The sequence below is a fragment of the Methylophilus sp. Q8 genome (assembly GCF_000800115.1).
GTDB lineage: Bacteria > Pseudomonadota > Gammaproteobacteria > Burkholderiales > Methylophilaceae > Methylophilus.
Genome location: NZ_JUHE01000001.1, coordinates 2,557,845 through 2,581,622, shown reverse-complemented (window position 1 = coordinate 2,581,622; position 23,778 = coordinate 2,557,845). Strand labels below are relative to the sequence as shown.

Sequence of the window (23,778 nt, the reverse complement as noted above, 5' to 3'; positions counted from 1 at the left end):
TTTGGTAATTTGGTTCAGTTAATTGGGTTAGCGGGTGTGAGAACGCGGGTCAAACACATCACGCAAACCTTCGCCGAGCAGATTATACCCTAACACGGTAATTAATATGGCAAGTCCGGGGTAGAGCGAGAGCCACCAGGCAAACTGGATATACTCTTTGCCATCGGTGAGAATGTTGCCCCATGACGCTTGTGGCGGTTGCACACCGAGGCCCAGAAAGCTCAGGCCAGATTCGAGCAATACCGCACTGGCAATGCCTAACACCACACTGACTAAAACAGGCGTGAGGCTATTAGGCAGGCAATGTTTAAAAATGACACGCCAGTCTTGTGCGCCTAAGGCGGTTGAAGCGGTGACGAATTCGCGCTGGGTCAGACTCAGGAACTCGGCCCTGACCAGGCGTGTGACGCTCATCCATGAGGTGAGGCCAATCACGATCATGACGTTGGTAATCGAAGGACTTAAAAAGGCAATCACCGCCAGAATCAGGAAAAAACTGGGGATGGAGAGCATGATGTCGACTAGGCGCATGATGGCGGTGTCTACCCAGCCGCGGTAGTAACCAGCCAGGGCGCCGAGAATGACGCCAATCACGGTCGAAATACCCACGGCAACTAAGCCGACCAGTAAAGATACGCGGCCGCCAAACAGCATGCGGCTCCAGACATCACGGCCAAGGCCGTCGGTGCCCATCCAGTGTTCGGCTGAAGGCGCAACCAGGATTTGTTTGACTTGGATCGCGTCCGGGTCATAGGGCGCGATGAATGGCGCGAGCAGCGCAAGCAGCAGAATGGCGCCGATTAAGCAGAGCCCGGTCAGCGCCAACGGATTTTGCAGGATTCTTTGCATTGTATGTTCTCTGCTTATCGTTCTCTATTTTAGCGTTGCGGCATGACGCCTCTACGCAAGCGTGGATCTGCCCAGGCGTAAGCGAGGTCGGCTAGCAAATTGCCCATCAGGGTGAGGGCGGAGCCTATGGTCAAAATACCCATGACAACGGGAAAGTCACGCATCATGACGGCTTCATAAAATAATTTACCCATGCCGGGGATGGCGAAAATGGTTTCGGCAATCACCGAGCCGCCAATCAGGCCGGGCAGGGATAAGCCGATCAGGGTAATCAGCGGCAATAGCGCGTTGCGCAAGGCATGGCGGTAAGTGACGGTACGATCACTGAGGCCTTTTGCCCTCGCGGTGGTGACGAAATCCTGGCTGAGTACATCCAGCATACCGTTTTTAACAAACATGGTGACACCGGCGAGGCCTGTGATGGCTGGAATCACCACGGGCAGAAATAAATGCATAAACAGATCCTGGCATTTTTGCCAGGCGTCGAGCTGGGCGTAGTTGAGGCTATGCAGGCCAGAAATGGGAAACCATGGGTGAATCACGCCTAGCCAATACATCAATAATAAAGACAGCCAAAAACCGGGAATAGAGAAACCAATAAAGTTAAATAGTGTGATGCTACGGTCTGGCCACTGCCCATACTTCTTGGCCGCAATGACGCCCAGCGGCACGGCCAGTGTCAGAGTCAACAACAAGCCGACGATATTCATCAGCAGCGTGATAGGTAACGCCTCTTGAATCATGCCAGGCGTGGTGTTTCCTTCTTTATCGGTTTCTGCCCAAAACACTGGTTTTTGATGGCTGGCAAACGAGTGGCCAAAGTCCAGATGCACCATGCGCTCCAGCCACAAGCCATATTGCACGATGATGGGTTTGTCTAAATGATACAGTTCGCGCAGCTTTTGGCGCGATTCTTCAGATGATTTGGGATCAAACGCCGCTTCGCTGCTGGTGATATCGCCAGGTGCCAGGTGCATGATAAAAAAGGAAATCAGGCTGATGCCGATCAACATCGGAATCATCCACAATACGCGCCTGATCAAATAATTAAGCATGCTTATTCTGCCTGTATTTGCGTGCGCCTAAGTGGCTCAGGGAGATACCATTTTTGTGAGTCGTAGCCGACGCCTGCAGGTGGTACCGGATTCATAATACCTTGTATGCGCTTATGGATGGCCGTCAGGCCGTAGCCTGCAGATAAATACACCAGTGGGCTATCATCATAAAGCACCTTGGCAAAATCATGATAAATCTGCATGCGCTTTTCCGGGTCAAACTCCAGGCGACCTTGCTCTAGTAATTTATCCACGGCTGGATTGTTATAGCCAATAAAGTTGAATTGCCCAGGCTTTTGCTGGCTGGAGTGCCAGATGGTGTATTGATCCGGATCTAACCCCAAGCCCCAGCCCATGACGACCGCGTCAAAGTCGCCTGGTTTAATAAAGTTGGTCAGCAGGCTGGCCCATTCCAGGGTGCGGATATGCGTTTCAATGCCGACTTCTTTCAAGCGGCGCTGGATAATCACCGCTGTTTTTTCACGCTGTTTATTGCCGAGGTTAGTCAGCACTTCAAACGATAATTTTTTGCCGTTGCGTTCCACAATGCCGTCACCGTCACTGTCTTGGTAGCCTGCTTCTGCCAGCAGTTGTTTTGCTTTCGCTGGGTCAAATGGGTAGGGCGTCAGTTGTGGATTGCTCCAGCGGGTGCCGGGCTTGTAAGGGGAGGCAATGGCAATGCCCAAGCCTAAGTAAACGCCGTCAATAATTTCTTGCTTGTCTATGGCGTAATTGATTGCTTTACGGACGCGTACATCATCAAATGGTTTGCGTTTAAGGTTAAAGCCAAGATAGGTGTAGCTATTGCCCAGCTCTTTATACTGATTTAGCCTGGCTTGCAAAGCCGGGCGCGATGGAATGATGCGCGCATAGGTAATCGGGTCCATATTCATGCTGTCAATGTTATCCGCCATCAACTCCAGAAATTGTGCCGCCGGGTCGGGGATAATGCGCTCAATCAAATGGTCAATGTTGGCCGGGCCTAACACGGATTTAGGATTCTTTTCCAGTTTGATATATTCACCATGTCGCCATTCTTTTAACTGGTAATAATGGCTGCTTAACGGTTTTTGCGCAAAACTGGTGGTGCGGATATCCTGTCCTGCCAGTTTATGTTTGGGCAATACTTGCAAGCTGGCCCAACTCTCGAGTGCTGGCGCAAACGATTGTGAATAATGCACGATAAACGTGCGTGCATCCGGTGCTTCGGCTTTGGTCACGAGCTGGTAGTCTGAGGCATACGGACTATGCGTATTTTCATCCGTAATCAGTTGCCAGGTGAAGAGGATATCCGCGCTAGTAAGTGGTTTGCCATCCGCCCATTGCAAGCCCGGTTTCAATTTAAAGGTAATGGTTTTCTTGTCATCGGCCACTTGCCATGACTCAGCCAGCTCACCGGTTAGATCCAGATTCTGGTCATACTTGAGCACTGAGTTAAACAGGTAAGCGCCAATCGCCAGAGAGGCAGATTCACCTGCAACCATACCTATCATACTGCTCGGGTCTGAGGGCATGGCGCTGATCATGGTGCCGCCAGGCTGCGCCGGGTAAGTCTGGTTAAGGGTTGGGGTGTTTTTATCCGGTTGATCTGAACTGCAAGCGATCAGCCAGCTACACAATAGGCTAACTGCAAATCGTTGACCTGTAGACCCATGCCGCTTGGTGCGAATGTCATGCATGCCGGACAATGGTTGATTTGTCATGGTTTGGGGCCGTGTCAGTGTGTCGATTTAGTTTTTTTACTATGGGTTGTGGTCGTTTTTTTATGTGCGGCAGAGGATGTACTCGTGCGCGTTTTAGTAGAGGCCGTTGTTTTTTTGTGACTAGGTTTCCCGCTTGTTTTTGACCCGCGTGACTGGCTAGTAGTGTTATTTGTTTTCTCTTCCTGCTTTTCGAACTGCAATACCTGGCCAACGGCCAGATTTTTCGATTTCAGGTGGTTTTGTTGCATGATTTGTTTGCTAGTGATGCCATAACGTTTGGCTAGTTTTGCCAATGTATCACCTTGTTTCACCTTATGCGAGATGGATACGGATTTGCTTGAAGATTCTCTTTCAACTGGTATCTCAATCGGTAATTGTGCCATCGCGGCGACATCAATGGGGCGCGTCAGGCCGGATTGCACACTGGCAGGGACCAACAGTGGTCTGCGCACAATCAGGTTGCGGTTAGGCTTTAGGTTATTGGTGGCGCTCAACTCATAAATGCTGATACCAAACTGGCTGGCAATCGCGCCTAGTCGCTCGCCGCGCTTAGGCTGGTAGCTGTGCCAGTTAGATAATGGCCGATTGTAACCACTGAGGTTGTTGGTGAAATTGCTGGCAGCCCAGGTAGGTAACAATAGTTTTTGATGGCTGTTTTCAGTAATCAGCACCGGGCGCGTAAAACTGGGATTCAACGCGTTAAATTCTTCCAGTGAAATCCCTGCCAGTTCAGCCGCCAGCTTGGCATCGATTTTGTTAGGGGCTTGCACCGTGGTGAAATATGGTTTGTTGGGGATTTCATTAAGCGTTAAACCATAGTTTTCAGGGCGGAAAATAATGTTTTTAATCGCCTGCAATTTTGGTACGTAATTACGCGTTTCGTCAGGCAAAGACAAATGCTGGTAGTCGGTTGGCAAGCCTAACTGGCGGTTGCGTTCAATCGCACGTGCCACCGTGCCTTCGCCAGCATTGTAAGCAGCAAGCGCCAGGTCCCAGGCGCCAAACATGGTGTAGAGTTTTTGCAGGTAGTTAAGCGCAGCCTGGGTCGCAGCGGTGACGTCTTTACGTGAATCTTTCCAGTAGTTTTGCTTGAGGCCAAAGTCTTTGCCGGTAGAGGGGATAAATTGCCAGATACCCGAGGCTTTGCTGGTAGAGAGCGCTTTCGGGTTAAAGCCGCTTTCAATCATGGGCAATAGCGCGATTTCAGTCGGCATGCCTCTTTTTTCGACTTCAACCACAATATGGTAAAGGTACTTCTTGCTGCGCTCCAGCATGCGTGACACATAGTCCGGGCGTGAGGCATACCACTGCTCGTGCTTGTTGGTATAGGTGGAATCTATGTCAGGCATGTTAAAGCCATCACGTACGCGATCCCACAGGCTATCTTGCAGGGTTAACGAGTCTTCAAACTGGTAACTGGAATTATAGTTTTCTGATTCCGGGCCGCCATAACTTTCATCATAACTGCCGTTGTCATCCGACATGCTGGCTGGCTCTACGTATTCAGCCAATGCCAATAATGGAAAGGCTGAAAGGGCGGCACATAGCAGTAATTTTTTAAAACGCATGACGGTAATACTTAATCCTGAGACTGTCGCGCAAGCGGATACACGAAAAAACTTGCGCATGCATTGATGAAACCGGGCGGCCAGGTGGCCATGCCAACCAGCACGTGATTGACGTAACGCATACAAGCGCTTTAAGGAGGACATCATTCTACGTTAATTTTTCAGTGAGACAAGTCTTTATGTCTGCACAGACGATCTGCATCAGAAGTGGTTGCGCCGGGCGCGCAGTTCGGTAAACACATCAATCGGCGACCAGTGCTGAAAGGCTATTTGTTTTGACAAGGCTTCGCAGCGCAGAAACGGGTTGGTCGCTAATTCCAGGGCTAGCGTAGTCGGTAAGGTAGGCAAGTTTTGCGCGCGTAAATTCGCGGTATTTTGCGCACGTTGCTGTAAGTCCGGATTGTCGGGGTCCACTGTTTGTGCAAAAGCGATATTGTGGGCCGTATATTCATGCGCCGGATAAATCAGCGTGTCTGCTGGCAGTGCCGCGATATGTTGCAGTGAGGCATACATTTGTGCAGGAGTCCCTTCAAACAACCGGCCACAGCCTGCGCCAAACAATACGTCGCCACTAAACAGGTGCTGGTGGTTGAGGTAGTAAGCTACATGGTCCAGGGTATGCCCTGGCAAGGCCAGCACATCGCAAGTTAATGTGCCAGTGCCAGTTAAGTTGCCAAAGTGTGCAAATGTGAGGTGATCACCTTGTTTAACACGCTTGGCCTGCAATGACTGATAAGCCGGGTGGTCGCTGTCCGGTGCATAGACCGGGCATTGCCAGCGCTGCTGTAGCGCTGCGGCCCCACCAACATGATCTGCATGGTGGTGGGTCAGCAAGATACCATCAAGCTGCAACTGGCGAGCCTGTAGCGCTTGTGCTACGACCTCGGCATCACCAGGGTCGACCACCAGCGCATGTTGACCACAGTGAATCAGCCATAAATAATTATCGCTAAAAGCGGGCAGTGCGGTGATCTCTATGCTTGCAGAAGTGACGTGCATCCCGCATCATTGAAAAAATGGTCATGATTGTCAAGGCACAATCGTGTTTAAGCGCTTATTTGTTCGCTTTGTTTTAACTCTGGCATTTTGGGGAGTCTACCTTGCAATCCAGCCAGCCTGCTACTTTGAATACAACGGCTTTTGAAGCCATGGCTTTGGGCAGCTACATCGCGCAGCGTGAGATTCCGCTCTATGCGCAAACGGTCGCTGATGTGTTTGGCTTTCATGCCTTGCAGATCGGCTGGCCGACGCATGACTTGCTTGAGCAATGTCGCATCCCCTACAAACATTCTTTACAGCTCGCTGCGACACCAACGGCTTCATTGCTGTGTGAAAGTGAGTTTTTGCCTTTTGCCGAACAGTCAGTAGACCTGGTGTGTATGCCGCATGTGCTGGAACAGTGTGCCGACCCGCAACAGACGCTACGTGAAGTATTCCGCGTGTTGGTACCTGAAGGCTCGCTGATACTGACGGGCATCACACCGCTGAGTGGGTTAGGGCTGCGCGCCCGGGTCGGCCAGTTTAAGCAGGCTGGACGATTTCAGCGCTTGTTCACTGCCTGGCGTATACGCGATTGGCTCAACGTGCTGGGATTTGAAGTGGTGCATAGCGGTAGCCTGGTGCATGCCTTGCCGGTGAATGACCCGTTGTGGCTGGCGCGGCAATCTTGCCTTGAGCGCTGGGGGCGGCACACTTGTGGCATGACAGGTGGTGTGTATTTCCTGATTGCCAAAAAAAGGGTATTGAATGTGCGCTTGCTGAAACCTGAATGGAAAAAATCTCCGCTCAACCATGCTTTGCAAGTGCGAAAAGGCCAGTCCAGCATACAAAAACAGGCACAAAAACAGTTAGAATGCGCGGATGTCGACACAACAATGGATAGAAATGTACGCTGATGGTGCCTGCAAAGGCAATCCTGGCGTCGGGGGCTGGGGCGTATGGCTCAAAGCAGGTGAGCATGAAAAGTCACTGTTTGGGGGCGAAGCGCTGACCACGAATAACCGCATGGAGATGATGGCGGTGATTCAAGGGCTGCAAGCATTGAAAAAGCCCTCTCAGGTGAAGGTGTATACCGACTCCAGCTATGTGCAAAAAGGCATGACAGAGTGGCTGGCAGGCTGGAAAAAGAAACAGTGGCGAACAGCAGATAAAAAGCCGGTCAAAAATGCCGACTTGTGGCAAATGCTGGACGCGCTGGCAGTTCCGCACCAGATCGAGTGGATCTGGGTCAAAGGACATGCCGGTAATGAAGGCAATGAGCGCGCAGATGCACTGGCCAATCAGGGCGTGCTGACGGTTGCAGCGGGTTAACAGGGGGATTGCATGAGACAGATTTTTCTCGATACGGAAACCACCGGTTTATATCCGGACCAGGGCCATCGCATTATTGAAATTGCGGCAGTAGAAATCTTTAACCGCAGGCCGACCCAGCGCCATTTCCACATCTACATCAATCCAGAACGCGAGATCGATCCAGGCGCGCAAGAAGTGCATGGTATTTCTCTGGAGTTCTTGCAGGACAAACCTTTGTTCGAAAGTATTGCTGCAGAGTTTGTCGAGTTTATCCGGGGTGCCGAGTTAATTATCCATAATGCGCCGTTCGATATTGGCTTTCTTAATATGGAGCTCGCTAAACTCGGCCAGGACAAGCTGGAGACCTATGTCAGCGGCATTATCGACACCTTGAAAATGGCCAAGGAAATGCGGCCAGGGCAGCGTAATAACCTGGATGCCTTGTGTCGCCACTTTGGCATTGATAACTCGCAGCGTACCTTACACGGCGCTTTGCTGGATGCGGAGTTGCTGGCTGAAGTCTATATTGCCATGACGCGTGGCCAGGAAAGCTTGCTGATGGAGTTATCCAGCCCGGTAGAGCAAACGACGCATACGCATCTGGCAGTAGATTTTTCTGCATTAAAGCTGGTCACGGCAGATGCAGAAGAGTTGGACGCGCATCAACAATACATCACCGGTCTTGCCAAGGCCGGTGCAACTTCATGGTAGCGACAGCATTAACAAGATGTCATGGCTGCTTATCGGGCATTTGAGATAAGACGCCATAAGCTAATATGTAGTAGGTATCAATTGGTAAAACTCTTCTGGATTTAGGTCTTTTATGCTTACAGAAACAATCGTAGTTACCGGCGGCGCCGGTTTTATTGGCAGCAACTTTGTCAATGCCTGGGTCAGGCACAAGTTGGGGACAGTGATCAATCTGGATAAGTTGACCTATGCCGGCAATATGGAAAACCTGGCCGGTATCAGCCAAAATCCTCACCATATTTTTGTGCATGCGGATATTGGCGATCGTGTGGCGGTTAAAGCGTTGCTGGAAACGCATCGGCCGCGTGCGGTACTCAATTTCGCGGCCGAGAGCCACGTGGACCGTTCTATCCATGGGCCGGATGCTTTTATTCAAACCAATGTCGTGGGTACTTTTAATTTGCTGGAGGAAGTACGCGCCTACTGGCAAGCGTTGCCGGTGGATGAGCAACAGCAGTTCCGCTTCCTGCATGTGTCCACTGACGAAGTCTACGGTTCGCTAGGGCCAAATGATCCGGCGTTTAAGGAAACCAATACTTATCAGCCGAATAGCCCATACTCAGCTTCAAAAGCGGCCTCTGACCACCTGGTGCGTGCCTATCACCACACTTATGGCTTACCGACGCTGACCACCAACTGTTCCAACAATTATGGTCCGTATCACTTTCCGGAAAAACTGATTCCGCTGGTGATACACAATGCCTTGTCTGGTAAATCATTACCTATTTATGGTAACGGCAGCAATATTCGCGACTGGTTGTATGTCGAAGACCATTGCAGTGCGATTCGCGAGGTATTGGCCAAAGGCAAAGTAGGGGAAACCTATAACATCGGTGGCTGGAATGAAAAAACCAACCTCGATGTGGTGCATACCTTGTGCGATATCCTCGATCAGGAGCGACCAAAAGCGCAAGGCAGTTACCGTGACCAGATGACTTTTGTCAAAGACCGGCCGGGCCATGATGCGCGTTACGCGATTGATGCCAGCAAGATTGAGCAAGAGCTGGGCTGGAAGCCAGAGGAAACCTTTGAAACCGGCATCCGTAAAACCGTGCGCTGGTATTTGGAGCATCATGCGTGGGTGGCGCGTGTCACCAGCGGTGAATACCAGCATTGGCTGAACAAGAATTACCACGAACGTGGAGAGGAGCTCGCATAATGGCAAGAAAAGGCATTGTACTGGCCGGTGGCTCCGGCACACGCTTGTACCCGGTAACGCAAGTGGTTTCCAAGCAGCTGTTGCCCGTGTATGACAAGCCCATGATTTACTATCCTTTGTCGGCCCTGATGCTGGCAGGCATACGCGAGGTGCTGATTATTTCCACGCCTATGGACACGCCGCGTTTTAAAGAACTGCTGGGTGATGGCAGCCAGTGGGGCATGCGTATTGAATATCAGGTGCAGTCGTCTCCAGATGGCCTGGCGCAGGCGTTTATCCTTGGTGAGTCCTTCATCGGCAACGATACCAGTGCGCTGGTACTAGGCGACAACATTTTTTATGGGCACGAGTTAGGTGAAATGGCCATGGCCGCTGGTCAGCGCGAGCAGGGCGCGACTGTGTTTGCTTACCCGGTGAATGATCCCGAGCGTTATGGCGTAGTGGAATTCGATGCTGATGGAACGGCGATTAGCCTGGAAGAAAAACCGGCACAGCCGAAATCCCGCTATGCAGTGACGGGTTTGTATTTTTACGATCAGCGCGTGGTCGAAATTGCCAAAAACCTCAAACCCTCGCCACGCGGTGAGCTTGAAATTACCGATGTCAATAAGCAATACCTGGCCTGGGGTGAGCTCAACGTTGAAGTCATGGGCCGTGGCATGGCCTGGCTGGATACCGGCACGCATGAGTCTCTGCTTGAAGCCAGTGGCTTTATTCAAACCATTGAAAAGCGCCAGGGCTTGAAAATCTCCTGCCTGGAAGAAATTGCCTACCGCCAGGATTTTATCAATGCCGAGCAATTGGATAAATTGGCTGATAAATATGCCAAGAACGGCTATGGCCAATATCTGAAACAAATACTTAAAGAGCAGGTGTTTTAATGCAAGTGGTGGCAACAAACATTCCAGAAGTATTGATTCTGGAGCCTAAAGTATTTGGCGATGCCCGTGGCTTTTTCCTGGAAAGCTTTAACGCCAACACCTTTAAAGACTGCACCGGGCTGGATGTGCAATTTGTACAAGATAACCACTCACGCTCAGGTAAGGGTGTGTTACGCGGCCTGCATTATCAGATACAGCAACCGCAGGGCAAGCTGGTGCGGGTGGTGCAGGGCGAGGTATTTGATGTCGCGGTGGATATGCGCAGTGACTCGCCGACCTTTGGCCAATGGGCTGGCGTTCATTTAAGTGCAGAAAATCACCGTCAATTTTGGGTGCCTGCCGGGTTTGCGCATGGCTTTGTCGTGTTGTCTGAGACGGCAGACTTTTTGTATAAAACCACCGACTATTATGCGCCTCAGCATGAGGCTTGCCTGAGATGGGATGATGCCACTGTGGGCGTAGACTGGCCCTTGGCTCAGGCGCCTAGCCTGTCGGCCAAAGACCAGCAGGGCTTATCCTGGGCAGATGCACCTAAATTTGATGCCATTTGACCAGTTGATTGAGCTATGAAAAAAATTCTGTTAACCGGTGTCAGCGGTCAAGTGGGTCACGCATTACAGCAACAATTGGCTTTAGAGTTAGCCAATGAGTGGCAGGTGGTGGCCTGTGATCGCCAACAGCTGGATTTAACACAGCCTGATCATATCAGGGGCATCGTGCGGGAAATTGCACCAGATTTGATCATTAATCCGGCGGCGTATACGGCGGTGGATAAAGCGGAGTCTGAGCGTGAATTGGCCTATGCCATTAATGCGATTGCGCCAGGTGTATTGGCGGAAGAAGCCGCCAGGCTCAACGCTGGGCTGATTCATTTTTCAACCGATTATGTCTATGACGGCACAAAGCACTCTGCTTATGTAGAAAGCGATACCGTTAACCCGGTCAGCATCTATGGCGCTAGCAAACTGGCCGGTGAAGAGGCGATTCGCCAAGTTGGGCTGCCGCACCTGGTTTTACGTACCAGCTGGGTTTATGGCAGCTATGGTAAAAACTTTCTAAAAACCATTATTCGCTTAGCCAAAGAGCGCGAAAACTTGCGCATTGTGGCAGACCAGTACGGCGCACCGACATCAGATGCTGCCATTGCCAAAGCAGTGACAGAATTAGTCACACGCTGGCATCAGGAAGATATGACACAAAGTGGTGTGTATCATCTGGTGAATAGCGGAGAAACATCCTGGTTTGGTTTTGCCAGTGAAATCGTGGCGCAGTATCACGCATTAGAGAGTGTACGCGGCTGGCCAGCTTTAGCCGTGAAAGCGGTGCAGCCTATTGCCACAGCCGAATATCCTACGCCAGCTAAACGCCCGGCAAACTCAAGGCTCTCAACCGCCAAGCTTGAGCAAACGTTTGGTGTGACCTTGCCGGAATGGTCAATCGCCTTAAATCAGGTGATGGCTGAGTTGGCCGTCGGCGCGACTGATTAACCTGTTTTGAATGACTAATTCGATTTAACCTAGGGCGTTTGAACCTGGTTAAACCAGGTCAAACGCATCGGTCCAGCTATTCGGCGTTTCGTAGAGCCTGACTTTCATCAGTTTCAGATGGTTGCCAAAAGTGTCCCTGTATTGCGCTTTGAGCAATCTGAAGGCCTCTGCAGCCATATTCTCGGCCGTTGGAATAGTCGGGAATACAATGGTTTTGTGATTTGGCAGGCTGTTGAGAAAGTCCAGAACGGTGGCATCTCCCTGGTAGACGAGGAAGGCATGGTCCCAGCGGTCAACGATGGTTTCACGGGCAATGCGTTTGACGTCGGCAAAGTCCATCACCATTCCGTTTTCTGAAGCGTGTTCAGCGTGGATGATGTCCCCCGAGAGGGTAATCTCTATGGCGTAACGGTGGCCGTGCAGATTGCGGCATTGACTTTTATGATCAGGAATACGATGTCCGGCATCGAATTCCAAGCGTGTAGTAATTTCCATCCCGGCATTATATCAGGCAACTATAATCAGTAACCACCGTGATATCAGTCAGCAATGGTGCACGCTGTGCGTGATGATTGATCAGGCATTAGCGCCTGCATTCATGCTTCGGGCAGATTAATACAGATCGTCAATATTCATTAAAGCATCTTCGTCAGCAGAGTAGTGCTTGTGGCTCTTCTCATAGCTGCCATAGCTAGACTCGAAATCATCGACTTCATCGCCGGCAAAATCTTCCAGCATTTGATCAATTTTTTTAAATTTGTCGGTAGGCGTTGCTTTTTGTAACATGGTGGTCTCCCAGTACATCGTTAATTTACTCAAACATGTCAGTCCTTACTGTTCTTAATAATGCATTAGCATAGACTATGCCAATGATCATTTTTGTTCCTTACAATTTTATTAACGGCAACTATTAAAAAAAGTAAAATATGCGCCATTCATACAGAACAATCAAGCTAACTGACTGTCTGTAAAGGCATAACATAAACAAAAGTTTCAGGAGAGATGCAATGCGAGGTGTGATATTCATGTTGTTGGGCTTGGGAGGCTATTCATTGGCGCAGGCTGACTGTCTGCCAATATATCAACACCAATTTAAGACCCTGCAAGGGCAAACTGTCGATTTTTGTCAATTCCAGGACAAACCTATCCTGATTGTGAACACGGCCAGCAAGTGCGGCTTCACGCCACAATTTGAAGCACTGGAGTCTTTATATGACCAATATAAGGACAAAGGCCTGGTCATCATTGGCTTTCCGTCTAACGACTTCAGGCAAGAGCCAGGCAATAACAAGCAAATTGGTGACTTTTGTAAGCTGACTTATTCTGTCAAATTCCCCATGGTTGAAAAATCCAGCGTCACCGGCAGTAGTGCTAATTCTTTGTATCAACAGTTAATCAAGCAAACCGGGCAGGCACCGCAATGGAATTTTTATAAATATGTCATTCTGCCTGGTGGCCAAAAAGTGTATTCATTTAATAGCATGACGCGGCCAGAGAGCGAAGAGATCATGAGCAAGATCAAGCCCTACCTCAAATAGTTTCCGTCATCGCGGGCTGATTTGCTGATTTTTTCAGCAGGTCAGCGCTGTAAACAAAACGATATGCAGTTTTTTTAAAGATTTATGTTGAAAGCCGTTGACAAGACTTCTAGCCATCATTAATATGGCGCCTTCTTTGAATTGCACTGCAAAACAAAGAACTGCAATACCAGAGATTCGGGGGTATAGCTCAGCTGGGAGAGCGCTTGCATGGCATGCAAGAGGTCAGCGGTTCGATCCCGCTTATCTCCACCAAGTGATTGAAAATATTGAATTTTTTTAAAAATAAATATTTCAATTATTTGAAAAACTGGTATAATGCGCAGGTTGTTAAATTTCTTAGGTCCCCATCGTCTAGAGGCCTAGGACACCTCCCTTTCACGGAGGCGACCGGGGTTCGAATCCCCGTGGGGACGCCAAAAATCACTTAGTGATTTCTAGCAGTAAATTCAATTATGTAGAAAATCCATATGTGCTGATGTATCGCACATATGCGAAAAATCTGTTTTATTTCTTAATACACTCTCACTAGCAAGATCATACGAAAAATCCTCAGGATTTCTACGTGCGAGATAAATTATTCGTACTGCGCTGTCAGGGTAAGTTATATCTCAAGCTGGCCCCCAGAAAATCATTGAATCGGCGCTAAAGATTTAAGGCTTATCGAACGTTAATGCTATTAACGTGCACCCATGATGGGATTCGGCATTCATAAAAATAGAAGGAAATAAATATGCTATCGAAAATAACCTTACTTGCGGGGCTGCTGATTTCAACGGTGGCTTATGCAGCCTCTGAGCCACTCTCTGTACCAGAACCCGAAAGCATGAGCTTAATTGCCATGGGTTTAGGGCTGATTGGCGTGATCGTGGCTAGAAAAAAATAGTCCTGAGTTGTCCGCTGAAATAAAAGGCCTCACTTAATGTGGGGCTTTTTTATGCGTATTAGTGTTGCGAAGATACGCCTGAACGCATAAAAGAGATGTGAGATTCTTGTGTGATATCACATGGCGATAAAAAACCCGGCAGGCCGGGCTTGAGATTTTTTCGCTTTAGCTTTTATCCGCGAATATTACTTTGCGCAGAAAATTGCGATAACTCTACATATGGCTGAGGCTGCCAGCCCGCTGCGCGGTGTTCTGCCACCACATTGGTGAAAATTCCGCCACGCACATAAAACTTGGCAGTCACGCGCATGAATTTCGGATCGATCGCGCTGACCAGGTCATCCAGAATCTGGTTGGTAACGGCTTCATGAAAACAGCCTTCGTCACGGAATGACCACATATACAGTTTGAGGCTCTTTAATTCCACGCACAATTTGTTAGGAATATAGTCCAGGTAAATCACCGCGAAGTCAGGCTGGCCGGTTTTCGGGCACAGGCAGGTAAATTCCGGCACTTCCATATGAATATGAAAATCGCGGTTAGGATTCGGATTATCAAAAGTCTCCAGCGTCTTTGCCGCTTGGGCTGTTGGCTTGCCACCGAGTAAATGTTCATTCATTGCACTCATGTTTGTTGATTGTTTCTTGATAAAAATAGGTATTATACCGCTTAAGCAACCATTCAAATTCTTATAAGCGGTTTTCTTACTTTGCGTCTGACTCATTTAAAACTGGCGGGGTTCAAGTCTTTTGTCGATCCGACCACCATACATCTGCATGGGCAACGCGTGGGCGTGGTTGGCCCCAATGGCTGTGGCAAATCGAATGTCATGGAGTCGGTGCGCTGGGTGCTGGGAGAGTCGTCTGCCAAGGAGATGCGTGCCGACGCCATGGATGCCGTTATTTTTAATGGATCGTCCAATCGAAAACCGATCTCTCGGGCCAGTGTTGAGTTGATTTTTGACAATAGCCTGGGTGGCGCCAATGGCGAATGGAGCCAATATGCCGAAATCTCCGTCAAACGGGTGATTGAGCGCGATAAGGGCTCGACCTATTACATCAATAATATTGCGGTGCGTCGACGCGATGTCGCTGATTTGTTTTTAGGCACTGGCCTGGGCGGGCGTGCTTATGCCATTATCGGTCAAAACACCATTTCACGGATTGTAGAAGCCAGGCCAGAAGAGTTGCGTGTATTTCTGGAAGAGGCCGCCGGCATCAGCAAATATAAAGAGCGCCGGCGTGAGACTGAGCTGCGTTTGCGGGATACGCGTGAAAATCTTGAACGCGTAGAAGATATTTCGCGTGAAATGAACAAGCAAATTATCAAGCTGGAAGCGCAGGCGTTAGTGACGCAAAAATTTCAGGCTTTGCAACAGGCACATCAATTAGCCGAGGCGCAATGGTGGTGGCTACGTAAACGCGACGCCGTGTTAGCACATGAAACGGCCTCACAAGCGGTTGAGCAAGCCGTGAATGCCTTAGAGGCGCAAATGGCCAGCTTGCGCAATCACGAGCTGCAGCTTGAGCAGTTACGCCAGCAACATCAGGAAACTTCCAATCAGTTACATACCGCACAAGCCGCATTTTATGAGGCGAATTCGCAGGTCTCCACCCTTGGACTGCAGGTGAAGCAATCTGAAGAGGCGCGGGATCGCTTATTGCAAGAACAGCAGCAATTATTGCGGCAGATGGAGCACAGGGCGCAGCAGCACAAACAGCTGCAAATGCAGCTGGTAGAAAAAAATAGTGCACTGACCACAAGCGAAAGCTCGGTAGCGCAGCATGCACTTGATTTGAACAGCATGCAGCAAGGCTTGCCAGAGCAAGCGAGCCAATTGCAGGTGGTTCAGCAAGCTGCAAATCAGGCACAGCAAGCCGTACAGCAAAGCCGCCAGCACATGCAACTGGAACAAAATAATGTGAATTTTATCCAGCGTAACCTGGCTGAAGTCGCACAACGTTTACAGCAGTTGCAGAATGAACTGGGGCAGTGGGCCTTGCCGGACATGCAGGCCTTGGGCGCGCATCAGCAGCAGTTGGCTGAGCAGCAAGCTGCCTTGCAGCACGACGATCTGCAATTGGCGCATTTGCGTACAGAAGAAAATACGCAGCAACAGGCCTTGCAGCAGGCGCGCCATGACTGGCAACAGGCCCAACGCGCGCTGCATCAATTAGAAGCCGAGATTCAGTCGCTGCAAAAATTGCAGCAAAGTATGAAGCAGGATCAGCAATTAGGACCGTGGCTGCAAAAAACAGGCATGCAATCAGCGCCGCGCTTGTGGCAGGCGATACAGCTTGATAGCCAGTGGCAGCCCGCCCTGGAGGTATTCCTGGGGCATAAATTAAATGCGGTATTACCGGAAAATCACCCTGACTGGTCGCAATTGCCGCATCCGCAAGCGGCTTTGGCAGTTGCCCAAGCGGCGATCGCGACTGAAATATTGCCAGAGCAATGGCATGGTTTGCCTAGTCTGTATAGTTTATTGACGATCAAGCAAGCAGAAGCCTCTGCGGCCTTGCAGCACTGGCTGGCTGGGGTTTATGTGCTAGATGACGTGCAGCAACTTTCGCATTATCAAGCCAGATTGCCAGCAGGGGTAAGCTTGCTGACCAAAAATGGCGATGTTTACCAGCGATATAGTGCCGTTTTTCATGGACGCCAAAATCAAATGCAAGGCGTGCTAGAGCGTCAGCAGCAATTGGATACATTGCAGGCAGGTTTGGGCCAGTCGCAAGACGACGTCACAGCTGCGCAGCAGCAAGTGCAATTGCTGGAAACCAGTTTGCAGACAACGCGCCAGCAACAACAGCAAAGCCACCAGCGTATTAAGCAGCTAACGAGCAGTATGCATGAAGCGCAACTGCAGGTATCACGCCTGCAACAGGCGCATGATAATGCCTTGCGCCGCCAGACCGCCTTGCAACAAGATATTGCACAGGCTGAAAGCCGCCAGGCTGGACTGAATGCTGAAGTTGCACAGACGCAGGCAACGATTGCCAAACATCAAGCACAATTTGCCGAGCTAGAGCAAACCGCGCGTGAAACGCAGGCACAAAAACAGCAGGCCGAGCAAACTTATTTTAATTTGCGTGATACTGTACAGCAGGCTGAAAAAGCACATCAGTCACAAGTGTTTGAGCAAACACTGCTTAAAAATGCTGTGGGTGATTTACAACAGCGATTGACGCAGAACGAACAGGAAAGCCAGCACTTGCAGCATCGCCTGCTTGAGACTGAGCAGGCATTGGCGATTAGCAATATGGAAGCGCTCAAGGCCAATCTGGCCCACGCGTTGACGCAGCAGCACACGTGTGAACAGGCACTTGCGCAAGCGCGAAACCAGTCTGCAGAGCAGGAAAGTGCATTGCAGGCGCAAGAGCGACATCGCTTGCAAATCGAGCAGCAATTGCATCCGCTACGGGATGCCGTAGAGCAACGCCGCCTTAAGCAGCAGGAGTGCCGCCTGCAAGTGGAGCAATGCCAGTCCGCCTTGGCTGAAAGCGGGCTGGATGAGGCGCTGATTCAGCAAGGCCTGGACTTGGATAGCCAGGTGCAGGCCTTGGCGCAAAATACCCAGAAGCTACAGCAACAGATACAGCAACTGGGGCCAGTGAATATGGCGGCGATTGAAGAGCTATCGGTGGAGAAAGAGCGCAAAGGTTACCTGGATAGCCAGTTAAAAGATTTGCTGACTGCCAGTGAAACGCTGGAAGAGGCCATTCAGAAAATCGACAGGGAAACGCGCGGCAAGCTGCGTGCGACCTTCGATGAAGCCAACCGCAATTTTGGCGAATTGTTCCAGACCTTGTTCAATGGCGGCAATGCCAAACTTGAATTACTTGGTGACGAGATCCTGGATACTGGTGTACAGGTGTTTGCGCAGCCGCCAGGCAAAAAAAACACGACGATACAACTACTTTCCGGCGGCGAAAAAGCGCTGACGGCGATGGCGCTGGTGTTTGCTTTATTCAGATTAAATCCGGCCCCATTTTGCCTGATGGATGAAGTGGATGCGCCGCTGGATGACAGTAATACCGAGCGTTTTTGCCAGCTGGTACGTGTGATGTCAGAAAAAACGCAATTCCTGTTTGTGTCGCACAACAAAATCACGATGGAGATGTCACAACAGTTGATTGGGGTCACGATGCAGGAGTCTGGTGTATCGCGAATTGTCGATGTTGATATCGATGAAGCGATACGCATGCATGCGGCTTAATGCCAGTTTTGTTGTATTATTATGCAAGCGTTATTAAGGATTGTAAGGTCACATGTCTGATTTGTGGATGATATTGGTGTTGCTTGGGGTCAGCATCGTTCTGGCAGTGGTAGTTTTTAACTGGTGGCAGGAAAAAAAATATCGTAGAGATGTTGAATATCGTTTTAGCCATACCCGTGGTGATGTGCTGGATAGCGACACTTCTTCTGTGAAAACCAGTGATGCTGCTAAAGCAGATGGCTTGAAAAAAGAGCCACTTAAAAAAGCCAACACGGATAAACATGTGGTTTCAGAAGACGTCGAAGGCTGGATGTCTGAGCCACGCGTGCGCCAGTCTGCCAAAGTTGAACCTGACTTCACGGTAGGTGAGTCCGCTAAAGCCAGAATTAATGCAGCGACAACGGCAAGTTTCGATAAAAATGGCTTGAATTTAAACAAGCAGCCTGGTGAAGCAGCAGTCGCTGCGTCGTCAAAAGTGACGCCAGCCAAGACAGAGCCTGCCAGGGTTGAGCCTGTGAAGGTAGAACCCGTTATTTCAGCCAAGCCTGAGGCAAGCGCCCCCGTCGCGCAATCTTTTGATGACATCCAGCCACCAGCCTTTGAACAGCCCACTTTAGATTTTCCTGAAGAGTCTTCAGTAGACGATGAAGATGACTCAGTCCTGACTGCGCACATTGAAGAGTCTGTGCTGCCAGCAGCCGTACACACTTCCATGGATTGGGTTGGGCTGATCGATGCACCGCTGGGCGTGATGCTGGCAGAGCTCGAAGACATGCAAGCTGAAGTCAGGACCTTTCCGCAGCATGCAACGTTGTGGGCACAAAGCTCGACTACTGGCGACTGGCAAGATGTGCTGGCACTGGATGCTAAAGCTCTGCAAGACCAGACACCCGCCAGCCAGGTTGCCTGTAGTTTGCAGTTGGCCGACCGCGGTGGCCCGGTGGATGAAGAAACCCTTAAACGATTCCAGAAGTCCATGGAAACCCTGGCGCGTGCGCTGGGGCTCACTGTGCACTGGCAAGGCGGTTACGAGCCGTCACAACAATCGCAATCTATTGACACATTTTGTATTGAAGTTGATAAAGCAGTCGAATTTCATGTGCTGGCTAATCAGGGCATGTTCCACGCGACCAAGTTACGCGGCCTGGCCGAGGCTTGTGGTATGCAACTGAGTGTCGATGGCCGCTTTGAGTCATTCAACACAGAAGGCCAGCTGGAGTTTTCTGTGCGTAACTATGAAGGTAAACCGTTTTCAGCGGATATGCTGAAAACCGCCGTCATGACTGGTGTCACCTTCCAGCTGGATATCCCGACCACGCCAAATAGCTTGCGTGTGTTTGACCATATGGTGGATATTGCTGCAAGCATGGCGAGCAGTTTAAGTGCCAGCATGATTGATGTGAATCGTAAGGCCATCGGCGATGCACAACTGGATAAAATCCGCCAGCAACTGAAAAATATCTCCAATGCCATGGCTGCGCAGGGGATCACTCCTGGCAGCAGCCACGCCAAACGCCTGTTCTCTTAATATGCCAGCTCAAGAAGCTGCGCTGCTTTTACAACAGCTTAAGCAGCGCATTGCCGAATACGATTATCACTACTATGTGCTTGATGCGCCGCTGGTCAGTGATAATGAATATGATGGCATTTATCGACAGCTGCTTGATCTCGAGCAGCAATATCCCGAACTGATTACGGCAGATTCGCCCAGCCAGCGTGTAGGTGGTCTGGCGCTGTCTGCATTCGACAGTGTGCAGCACCGGCAGGCCATGCTGTCGCTCAATAACGCCTTTAGTGACGAAGAGCTAGAGGCATTTGACCGGCGTGTACGTGAAGGCGCAGACCAGTCGCAAGTAGACTACGCAGTGGAACCCAAATTCGATGGTCTGGCGATCACGCTGACTTACGAACATGGCGTGTTTGTACAAGGTGCGACGCGTGGCGATGGGTATACCGGCGAGAATGTGACACATAACCTGAAAACCATCCGTGCCATCCCCAGTCGCCTGAATATTGCGCATCCACCGGCATTGCTTGAAGTGCGTGGTGAAGTGCTCATGCTGAAAAAAGACTTCGAAAAGCTAAACCAGCAACAAGCGTCTGCCGGTGGCAAACTATTTGCCAATCCGCGCAATGCCGCGGCAGGTAGCCTGCGCCAGCTGGACTCTAATATTGCAGCTAAACGGCCATTGCATTTCTTTGCTTATGGCCTGGGGGCTAGTGAAGGCGTACCTGCGTTGCATTCGCATGCCGAGGCCATGCAATACCTGGCTGATTTACGCTTCCCGGTCTCTGAGTTGCGTGGCGTTAAAACTGGTGCGCAAGGCCTACGTGACTATTATGCCGAGATTGGCACCAAACGCAGTAGCCTGCCATTTGATATTGATGGCGTGGTCTACAAGGTGAACGCTTTTAGCCTGCAGGATGCGCTCGGTTTTGTCTCACGTGCACCACGCTGGGCAATCGCCCATAAATTTCCCGCCGAAGAGGCTGTCACGGTGGTGGAAGATATTACCGTGCAAGTAGGGCGCACTGGCGCGATTACACCAGTGGCGCGCCTGAAGCCTGTATTTGTCGGTGGCGTCACCGTGACTAATGCCACTTTGCATAATGAGGACGAGTTACGCCGTAAAGATATTCATATCGGCGACACAGTGATTGTGCGGCGGGCAGGTGATGTGATTCCTGAAGTGGTGGCTGCCAAGCCTGAATTACGACCGGCAGACGCACGCGTGTTTATCATGCCATCCATATGCCCGGAGTGCGGGTCACACGTCGTACGGCCGCAAGACGAAGCCGTGGCACGTTGTACCGGCGGCCTGATTTGCCCGGCGCAGCGCAAGCAGGCGATTACGCACTTTGCCTCCCGCCGCGCCATGGATATTGAAGGCCTGGGTGAAAAACTGGTGGATCAATTAGTTGAACGCGACCTGGTGCATCATCTCGACGATGTTTATCGCCTGAACTTGCCCGTATTGAGCGAATTGGAGCGCATGGCCGAGAAGTCTGCGCAGAATGTGCTGGCAGCCATTGAAAAAAGCAAACAGGCCACGTTGCCACGTTTTATTTACGCGCTAGGCATACGCAATGTCGGTGAAGCGACAGCCAAGGATCTGGCGCAGCATTTCGGTAATCTTGAAGCCTTGATGGCCGCTGATGTGGAAGCGTTGATGCAGGTCAACGATGTCGGCCCGATTGTGGCTGAAGCCGCTTACCAGTTTTTCCAGGAACCACACAACCGGGAAGTCATTGCCGAGATGCGTGCACTTGGCGTGCAGTGGGCCGATATTGCTAAAACAACCACATCAGCCACATTTGCCGGAAAAACCTTTGTACTCACCGGCACCTTGCCCACGCTCAAACGCGATCAGGCGCAGGCGATGATTGAAGCGGTTGGCGGTAAAGTTAGCGGTAGCGTTTCAGCCAAAACCAGTTATGTGGTGGCTGGCGCCGAGGCAGGCAGTAAGCTGGAAAAGGCGCAGCAGCTGAATATCCCCGTGCTGGATGAATCTGCTTTACTTGCGATGTTGCAACCCTCTGCAACGCCGACAGACTTAATTGAAGCACCTGCGTTAACACTCTCAGAAACCTCACTCACACAATCGGATTTGTTTTGATATGAATTCAAAATTAACTTTAATAGTATTGTTTAATTTATTGATTATTAATGAATCAATGGCTAAAGATGCTGCGTTGGAAACTTGCGATAGCGCAGTAAAAAAACAGCAGTATGCGCAAGCCATCCAGGTCGCCGAGCAACACGCCAGCCAGGCAGAGTTCTGGCTGTGTAAAGGCCGTGCACAATCCGGGCTGGCCCAAAATGCCGCTGCGCAACAAAGCTTTAAACAAGCCATCAGTCTGAAGCCGACTGGGCTGGACTTGATTTCTGCTCATATGTTGCTTGGTAACGCACAGCTTGAAGCTAAAGTGCATGACGCCGCGCTCGAAAGCTACCAGCAAGCCCTCAAATTCAGCGAGCAGCAAAATATGCGCCGCTATGCACGTATTGCACACAACCTGATTGGCGAAGCTTATTTCGAGATTGGCCAATACGCTGAATCACTCAAGTCATTTGAAGTCGGCGAAAAACTCGCCATGAACGACGACGAGCGCGCTGATAGTTTCATCCACGAAGCCATGGCCTACCAGCAACTGCAACAAGTAGATAAAGCCATCGAGCATCAACTAAAAGGCGTCATGATGCTGCGCAAGTCCGGCACTCCTGACCAATACGCAGAAGCCAGCCTGGCGCTAGGTAAACTGTTTGCCGCCAAAAAAGACTATGCAAGCGCAGATAAAACCTATCAACGCCTGATGGAGTATGCTCATGACAATGGTGGCGAGTTTTATGAAGCGAAAACGGCGATTTATTGGGCAGAAAACAAACGTGCGCAAGGCGATGTGGCTGGCGCGCAGCAATTAATACAACAGGCTGAGACGATTGCTGCCAAGTTTAAAGATGCTGAATTGGATGAATTGCTGGCGAAAACCAAATAGGTTACGCGTAACAATCAACGCCGTGATGTCTGCATCTTGATCCATGAGCAATGACTAAAGATGACCTAGTCTGAGTGTCACTCGACATTGCCATTAAAATGCACTAGCATTTCGCCGGCATCAATTTAATTAATGTATATATAAGGGGAGATTTTCAATGAAAGCGATCGCTATGAAAAGCATCGTAGGTGCGGCATTGTCTGCATTTATGCTGGCAGGCACAAACATGGTACATGCCGCCACATACAACTTTAATTTTCCAAGCTACACTTCCAATGTGGTGAGTTCTGTCGGCTCTCTGTCTGCAACAGATATCGGCTATTTCTGGTCTGTTTCACGTGGTGATCAAGTGAGTGAAACGTTTAGCGGATCCGGCCTGTTCGGCGCGACCAGCCTGGAACTGGAATTGAATGTCACTCAGAATGTGCTGTCACAAGGCGCGTCAGTAGATTGGGATGTACTGGTCAATGGTGTTGATGTAGGCGATTGGTCATGGACAAGCACCAGTGGTACCGGCCTGACATATTTGAGCTATACCTTTGCTGCGATCTCTGGCGAATTCAATTCGCTGGCACTGGTTGTGAAAAATGAAGTGCCGGGCGGTCTGGGTTCTATTGCATTAGGTGTGAATACAGAGGCGAGTGTGAGCAACAGTGTCGTGCCTGAACCAGATACTTTAGGCTTTTTGCTGGCAGGCCTGGCAGTTGTTTCTTTAGTGCAACGCAAGCGCGCTTAATTCGCTTAGCTACGCAGTGAAAAAGGCGCTTTAGGCGCCTTTTTTGTTTTTGAAAGCCCGTTCTCTCGTCCTAGCGCCTCACTTGCAAAAGATTTACCTTTTTGCTGGAATCCCCTGTAAGGTTTCCCTGTCATATGCGACAAATAAGCATACACAAT

The 23,778-nt window shown here is 50.2% G+C and carries 22 protein-coding genes and 2 tRNA genes; 16 read left to right on the top strand and 8 right to left on the bottom strand.

Annotated elements, in window-relative coordinates; translation table 11 throughout:
- Positions 1-27: 27 nt before the first annotated feature.
- The 5 genes from GQ52_RS12180 to gloB all read right to left on the bottom strand — a co-directional run bounded on the left by GQ52_RS12180 (position 28) and on the right by gloB (position 6,174).
- On the bottom strand, positions 28-849 hold the full coding sequence (locus GQ52_RS12180; RefSeq protein WP_047518064.1) for an ABC transporter permease: 822 nt from the start codon (positions 847-849) through the stop codon (positions 28-30).
- Between the two features lie 29 nt (positions 850-878).
- Entirely contained in the window at positions 879-1,904 is a 1,026-nt protein-coding gene (locus GQ52_RS12175; RefSeq protein ID WP_047518061.1) for an ABC transporter permease, read from the bottom strand.
- A gap of 2 nt (positions 1,905-1,906) precedes the next feature.
- The gene (locus GQ52_RS12170; protein WP_047518058.1) at positions 1,907-3,583 is read right to left on the bottom strand and encodes a peptide-binding protein; all 1,677 of its coding nucleotides are present in this window, start codon (positions 3,581-3,583) and stop codon (positions 1,907-1,909) included.
- Positions 3,584-3,621: 38 nt separating this feature from the next.
- Positions 3,622-5,175: a transglycosylase SLT domain-containing protein gene (locus GQ52_RS12165; protein ID WP_047518055.1), complete on the bottom strand. Its 1,554-nt coding sequence runs from the start codon at positions 5,173-5,175 to the stop codon at positions 3,622-3,624.
- A gap of 201 nt (positions 5,176-5,376) precedes the next feature.
- The gene (gloB, locus tag GQ52_RS12160) at positions 5,377-6,174 is read right to left on the bottom strand and encodes a hydroxyacylglutathione hydrolase (RefSeq protein ID WP_047518052.1); all 798 of its coding nucleotides are present in this window, start codon (positions 6,172-6,174) and stop codon (positions 5,377-5,379) included.
- Positions 6,175-6,275: 101 nt separating this feature from the next.
- On the opposite strand from gloB, the gene GQ52_RS12155 reads away from it, so the two are divergent.
- The 7 genes from GQ52_RS12155 to rfbD all read left to right on the top strand — a co-directional run bounded on the left by GQ52_RS12155 (position 6,276) and on the right by rfbD (position 11,744).
- Positions 6,276-7,070: a class I SAM-dependent methyltransferase gene (locus tag GQ52_RS12155; protein ID WP_047518049.1), complete on the top strand. Its 795-nt coding sequence runs from the start codon at positions 6,276-6,278 to the stop codon at positions 7,068-7,070.
- Complete coding sequence (rnhA, locus tag GQ52_RS12150) at positions 7,060-7,485, top strand: ribonuclease HI (RefSeq protein ID WP_047518046.1); 426 nt, start codon at positions 7,060-7,062, stop codon at positions 7,483-7,485. Before GQ52_RS12155 ends, rnhA begins: the two co-directional genes overlap by 11 nt.
- Before the next feature lie 12 nt (positions 7,486-7,497).
- On the top strand, positions 7,498-8,178 hold the full coding sequence (dnaQ, locus tag GQ52_RS12145) for a DNA polymerase III subunit epsilon (RefSeq protein ID WP_047518043.1): 681 nt from the start codon (positions 7,498-7,500) through the stop codon (positions 8,176-8,178).
- Positions 8,179-8,290: 112 nt separating this feature from the next.
- Positions 8,291-9,376 carry a dTDP-glucose 4,6-dehydratase gene (rfbB, locus tag GQ52_RS12140; protein WP_047518039.1) on the top strand — a complete coding sequence of 362 codons (1,086 nt, stop codon included), beginning with the start codon at positions 8,291-8,293 and terminating at the stop codon, positions 9,374-9,376.
- Positions 9,376-10,257, top strand: coding sequence for a glucose-1-phosphate thymidylyltransferase RfbA (gene rfbA / locus GQ52_RS12135; protein WP_047518036.1), 882 nt, complete (start codon positions 9,376-9,378; stop codon positions 10,255-10,257). Before rfbB ends, rfbA begins: the two co-directional genes overlap by 1 nt.
- Complete coding sequence (rfbC, locus tag GQ52_RS12130; RefSeq protein ID WP_047518034.1) at positions 10,257-10,808, top strand: dTDP-4-dehydrorhamnose 3,5-epimerase; 552 nt, start codon at positions 10,257-10,259, stop codon at positions 10,806-10,808. The genes rfbA and rfbC overlap by 1 nt, the downstream gene beginning before the upstream one ends.
- A 15-nt stretch (positions 10,809-10,823) precedes the next feature.
- Positions 10,824-11,744, top strand: a complete 921-nt coding sequence (gene rfbD / locus GQ52_RS12125) for a dTDP-4-dehydrorhamnose reductase (protein ID WP_047518032.1) — start codon at positions 10,824-10,826, stop codon at positions 11,742-11,744.
- Positions 11,745-11,792: 48 nt separating this feature from the next.
- Here rfbD and queD read toward each other — a convergent pair whose 3' ends face one another.
- Together queD and GQ52_RS12115 are read right to left on the bottom strand one after the other, a co-directional pair.
- Positions 11,793-12,239 (bottom strand): 6-carboxytetrahydropterin synthase QueD, encoded by a 447-nt coding sequence (queD, locus tag GQ52_RS12120; protein WP_047518030.1) that lies wholly within the window; start codon positions 12,237-12,239, stop codon positions 11,793-11,795.
- Between the two features lie 117 nt (positions 12,240-12,356).
- Entirely contained in the window at positions 12,357-12,530 is a 174-nt protein-coding gene (locus GQ52_RS12115) for a hypothetical protein (protein ID WP_228519760.1), read from the bottom strand.
- 221 nt (positions 12,531-12,751) lie between these two features.
- On the opposite strand from GQ52_RS12115, the gene GQ52_RS12110 reads away from it, so the two are divergent.
- The 4 genes from GQ52_RS12110 to GQ52_RS14010 all read left to right on the top strand — a co-directional run bounded on the left by GQ52_RS12110 (position 12,752) and on the right by GQ52_RS14010 (position 14,168).
- Positions 12,752-13,282: a glutathione peroxidase gene (locus GQ52_RS12110; protein ID WP_024930083.1), complete on the top strand. Its 531-nt coding sequence runs from the start codon at positions 12,752-12,754 to the stop codon at positions 13,280-13,282.
- A 179-nt stretch (positions 13,283-13,461) separates the two neighbouring features.
- Positions 13,462-13,537 (top strand) — tRNA-Ala (locus GQ52_RS12105).
- Positions 13,538-13,625: 88 nt separating this feature from the next.
- A tRNA-Glu gene (locus GQ52_RS12100) sits at positions 13,626-13,701 on the top strand.
- Between the two features lie 314 nt (positions 13,702-14,015).
- A complete protein-coding gene (locus GQ52_RS14010; protein WP_081755130.1) occupies positions 14,016-14,168 on the top strand; it encodes a PEP-CTERM sorting domain-containing protein in 153 nt (50 codons plus the stop codon).
- Between the two features lie 172 nt (positions 14,169-14,340).
- Here GQ52_RS14010 and queF read toward each other — a convergent pair whose 3' ends face one another.
- Positions 14,341-14,787 carry a preQ(1) synthase gene (queF, locus tag GQ52_RS12095; RefSeq protein WP_019882272.1) on the bottom strand — a complete coding sequence of 149 codons (447 nt, stop codon included), beginning with the start codon at positions 14,785-14,787 and terminating at the stop codon, positions 14,341-14,343.
- A gap of 90 nt (positions 14,788-14,877) precedes the next feature.
- Between queF and smc the strand changes: the two genes are divergently transcribed.
- The 5 genes from smc (at position 14,878) to GQ52_RS12070 (ending at position 23,620) form a co-directional block, all read left to right on the top strand.
- Positions 14,878-18,387, top strand: a complete 3,510-nt coding sequence (gene smc / locus GQ52_RS12090) for a chromosome segregation protein SMC (protein ID WP_047518027.1) — start codon at positions 14,878-14,880, stop codon at positions 18,385-18,387.
- A gap of 52 nt (positions 18,388-18,439) precedes the next feature.
- A complete protein-coding gene (locus GQ52_RS12085) occupies positions 18,440-19,915 on the top strand; it encodes a cell division protein ZipA C-terminal FtsZ-binding domain-containing protein (protein ID WP_047518024.1) in 1,476 nt (491 codons plus the stop codon).
- A 1-nt stretch (position 19,916) separates the two neighbouring features.
- Positions 19,917-22,004 carry an NAD-dependent DNA ligase LigA gene (gene ligA, locus GQ52_RS12080; protein WP_047518023.1) on the top strand — a complete coding sequence of 696 codons (2,088 nt, stop codon included), beginning with the start codon at positions 19,917-19,919 and terminating at the stop codon, positions 22,002-22,004.
- Positions 22,005-22,062: 58 nt separating this feature from the next.
- Positions 22,063-22,884, top strand: a complete 822-nt coding sequence (locus GQ52_RS12075) for a hypothetical protein (protein WP_047518740.1) — start codon at positions 22,063-22,065, stop codon at positions 22,882-22,884.
- Between the two features lie 172 nt (positions 22,885-23,056).
- Entirely contained in the window at positions 23,057-23,620 is a 564-nt protein-coding gene (locus GQ52_RS12070) for a PEP-CTERM sorting domain-containing protein (protein WP_235273291.1), read from the top strand.
- Positions 23,621-23,778: the final 158 nt, after the last annotated feature.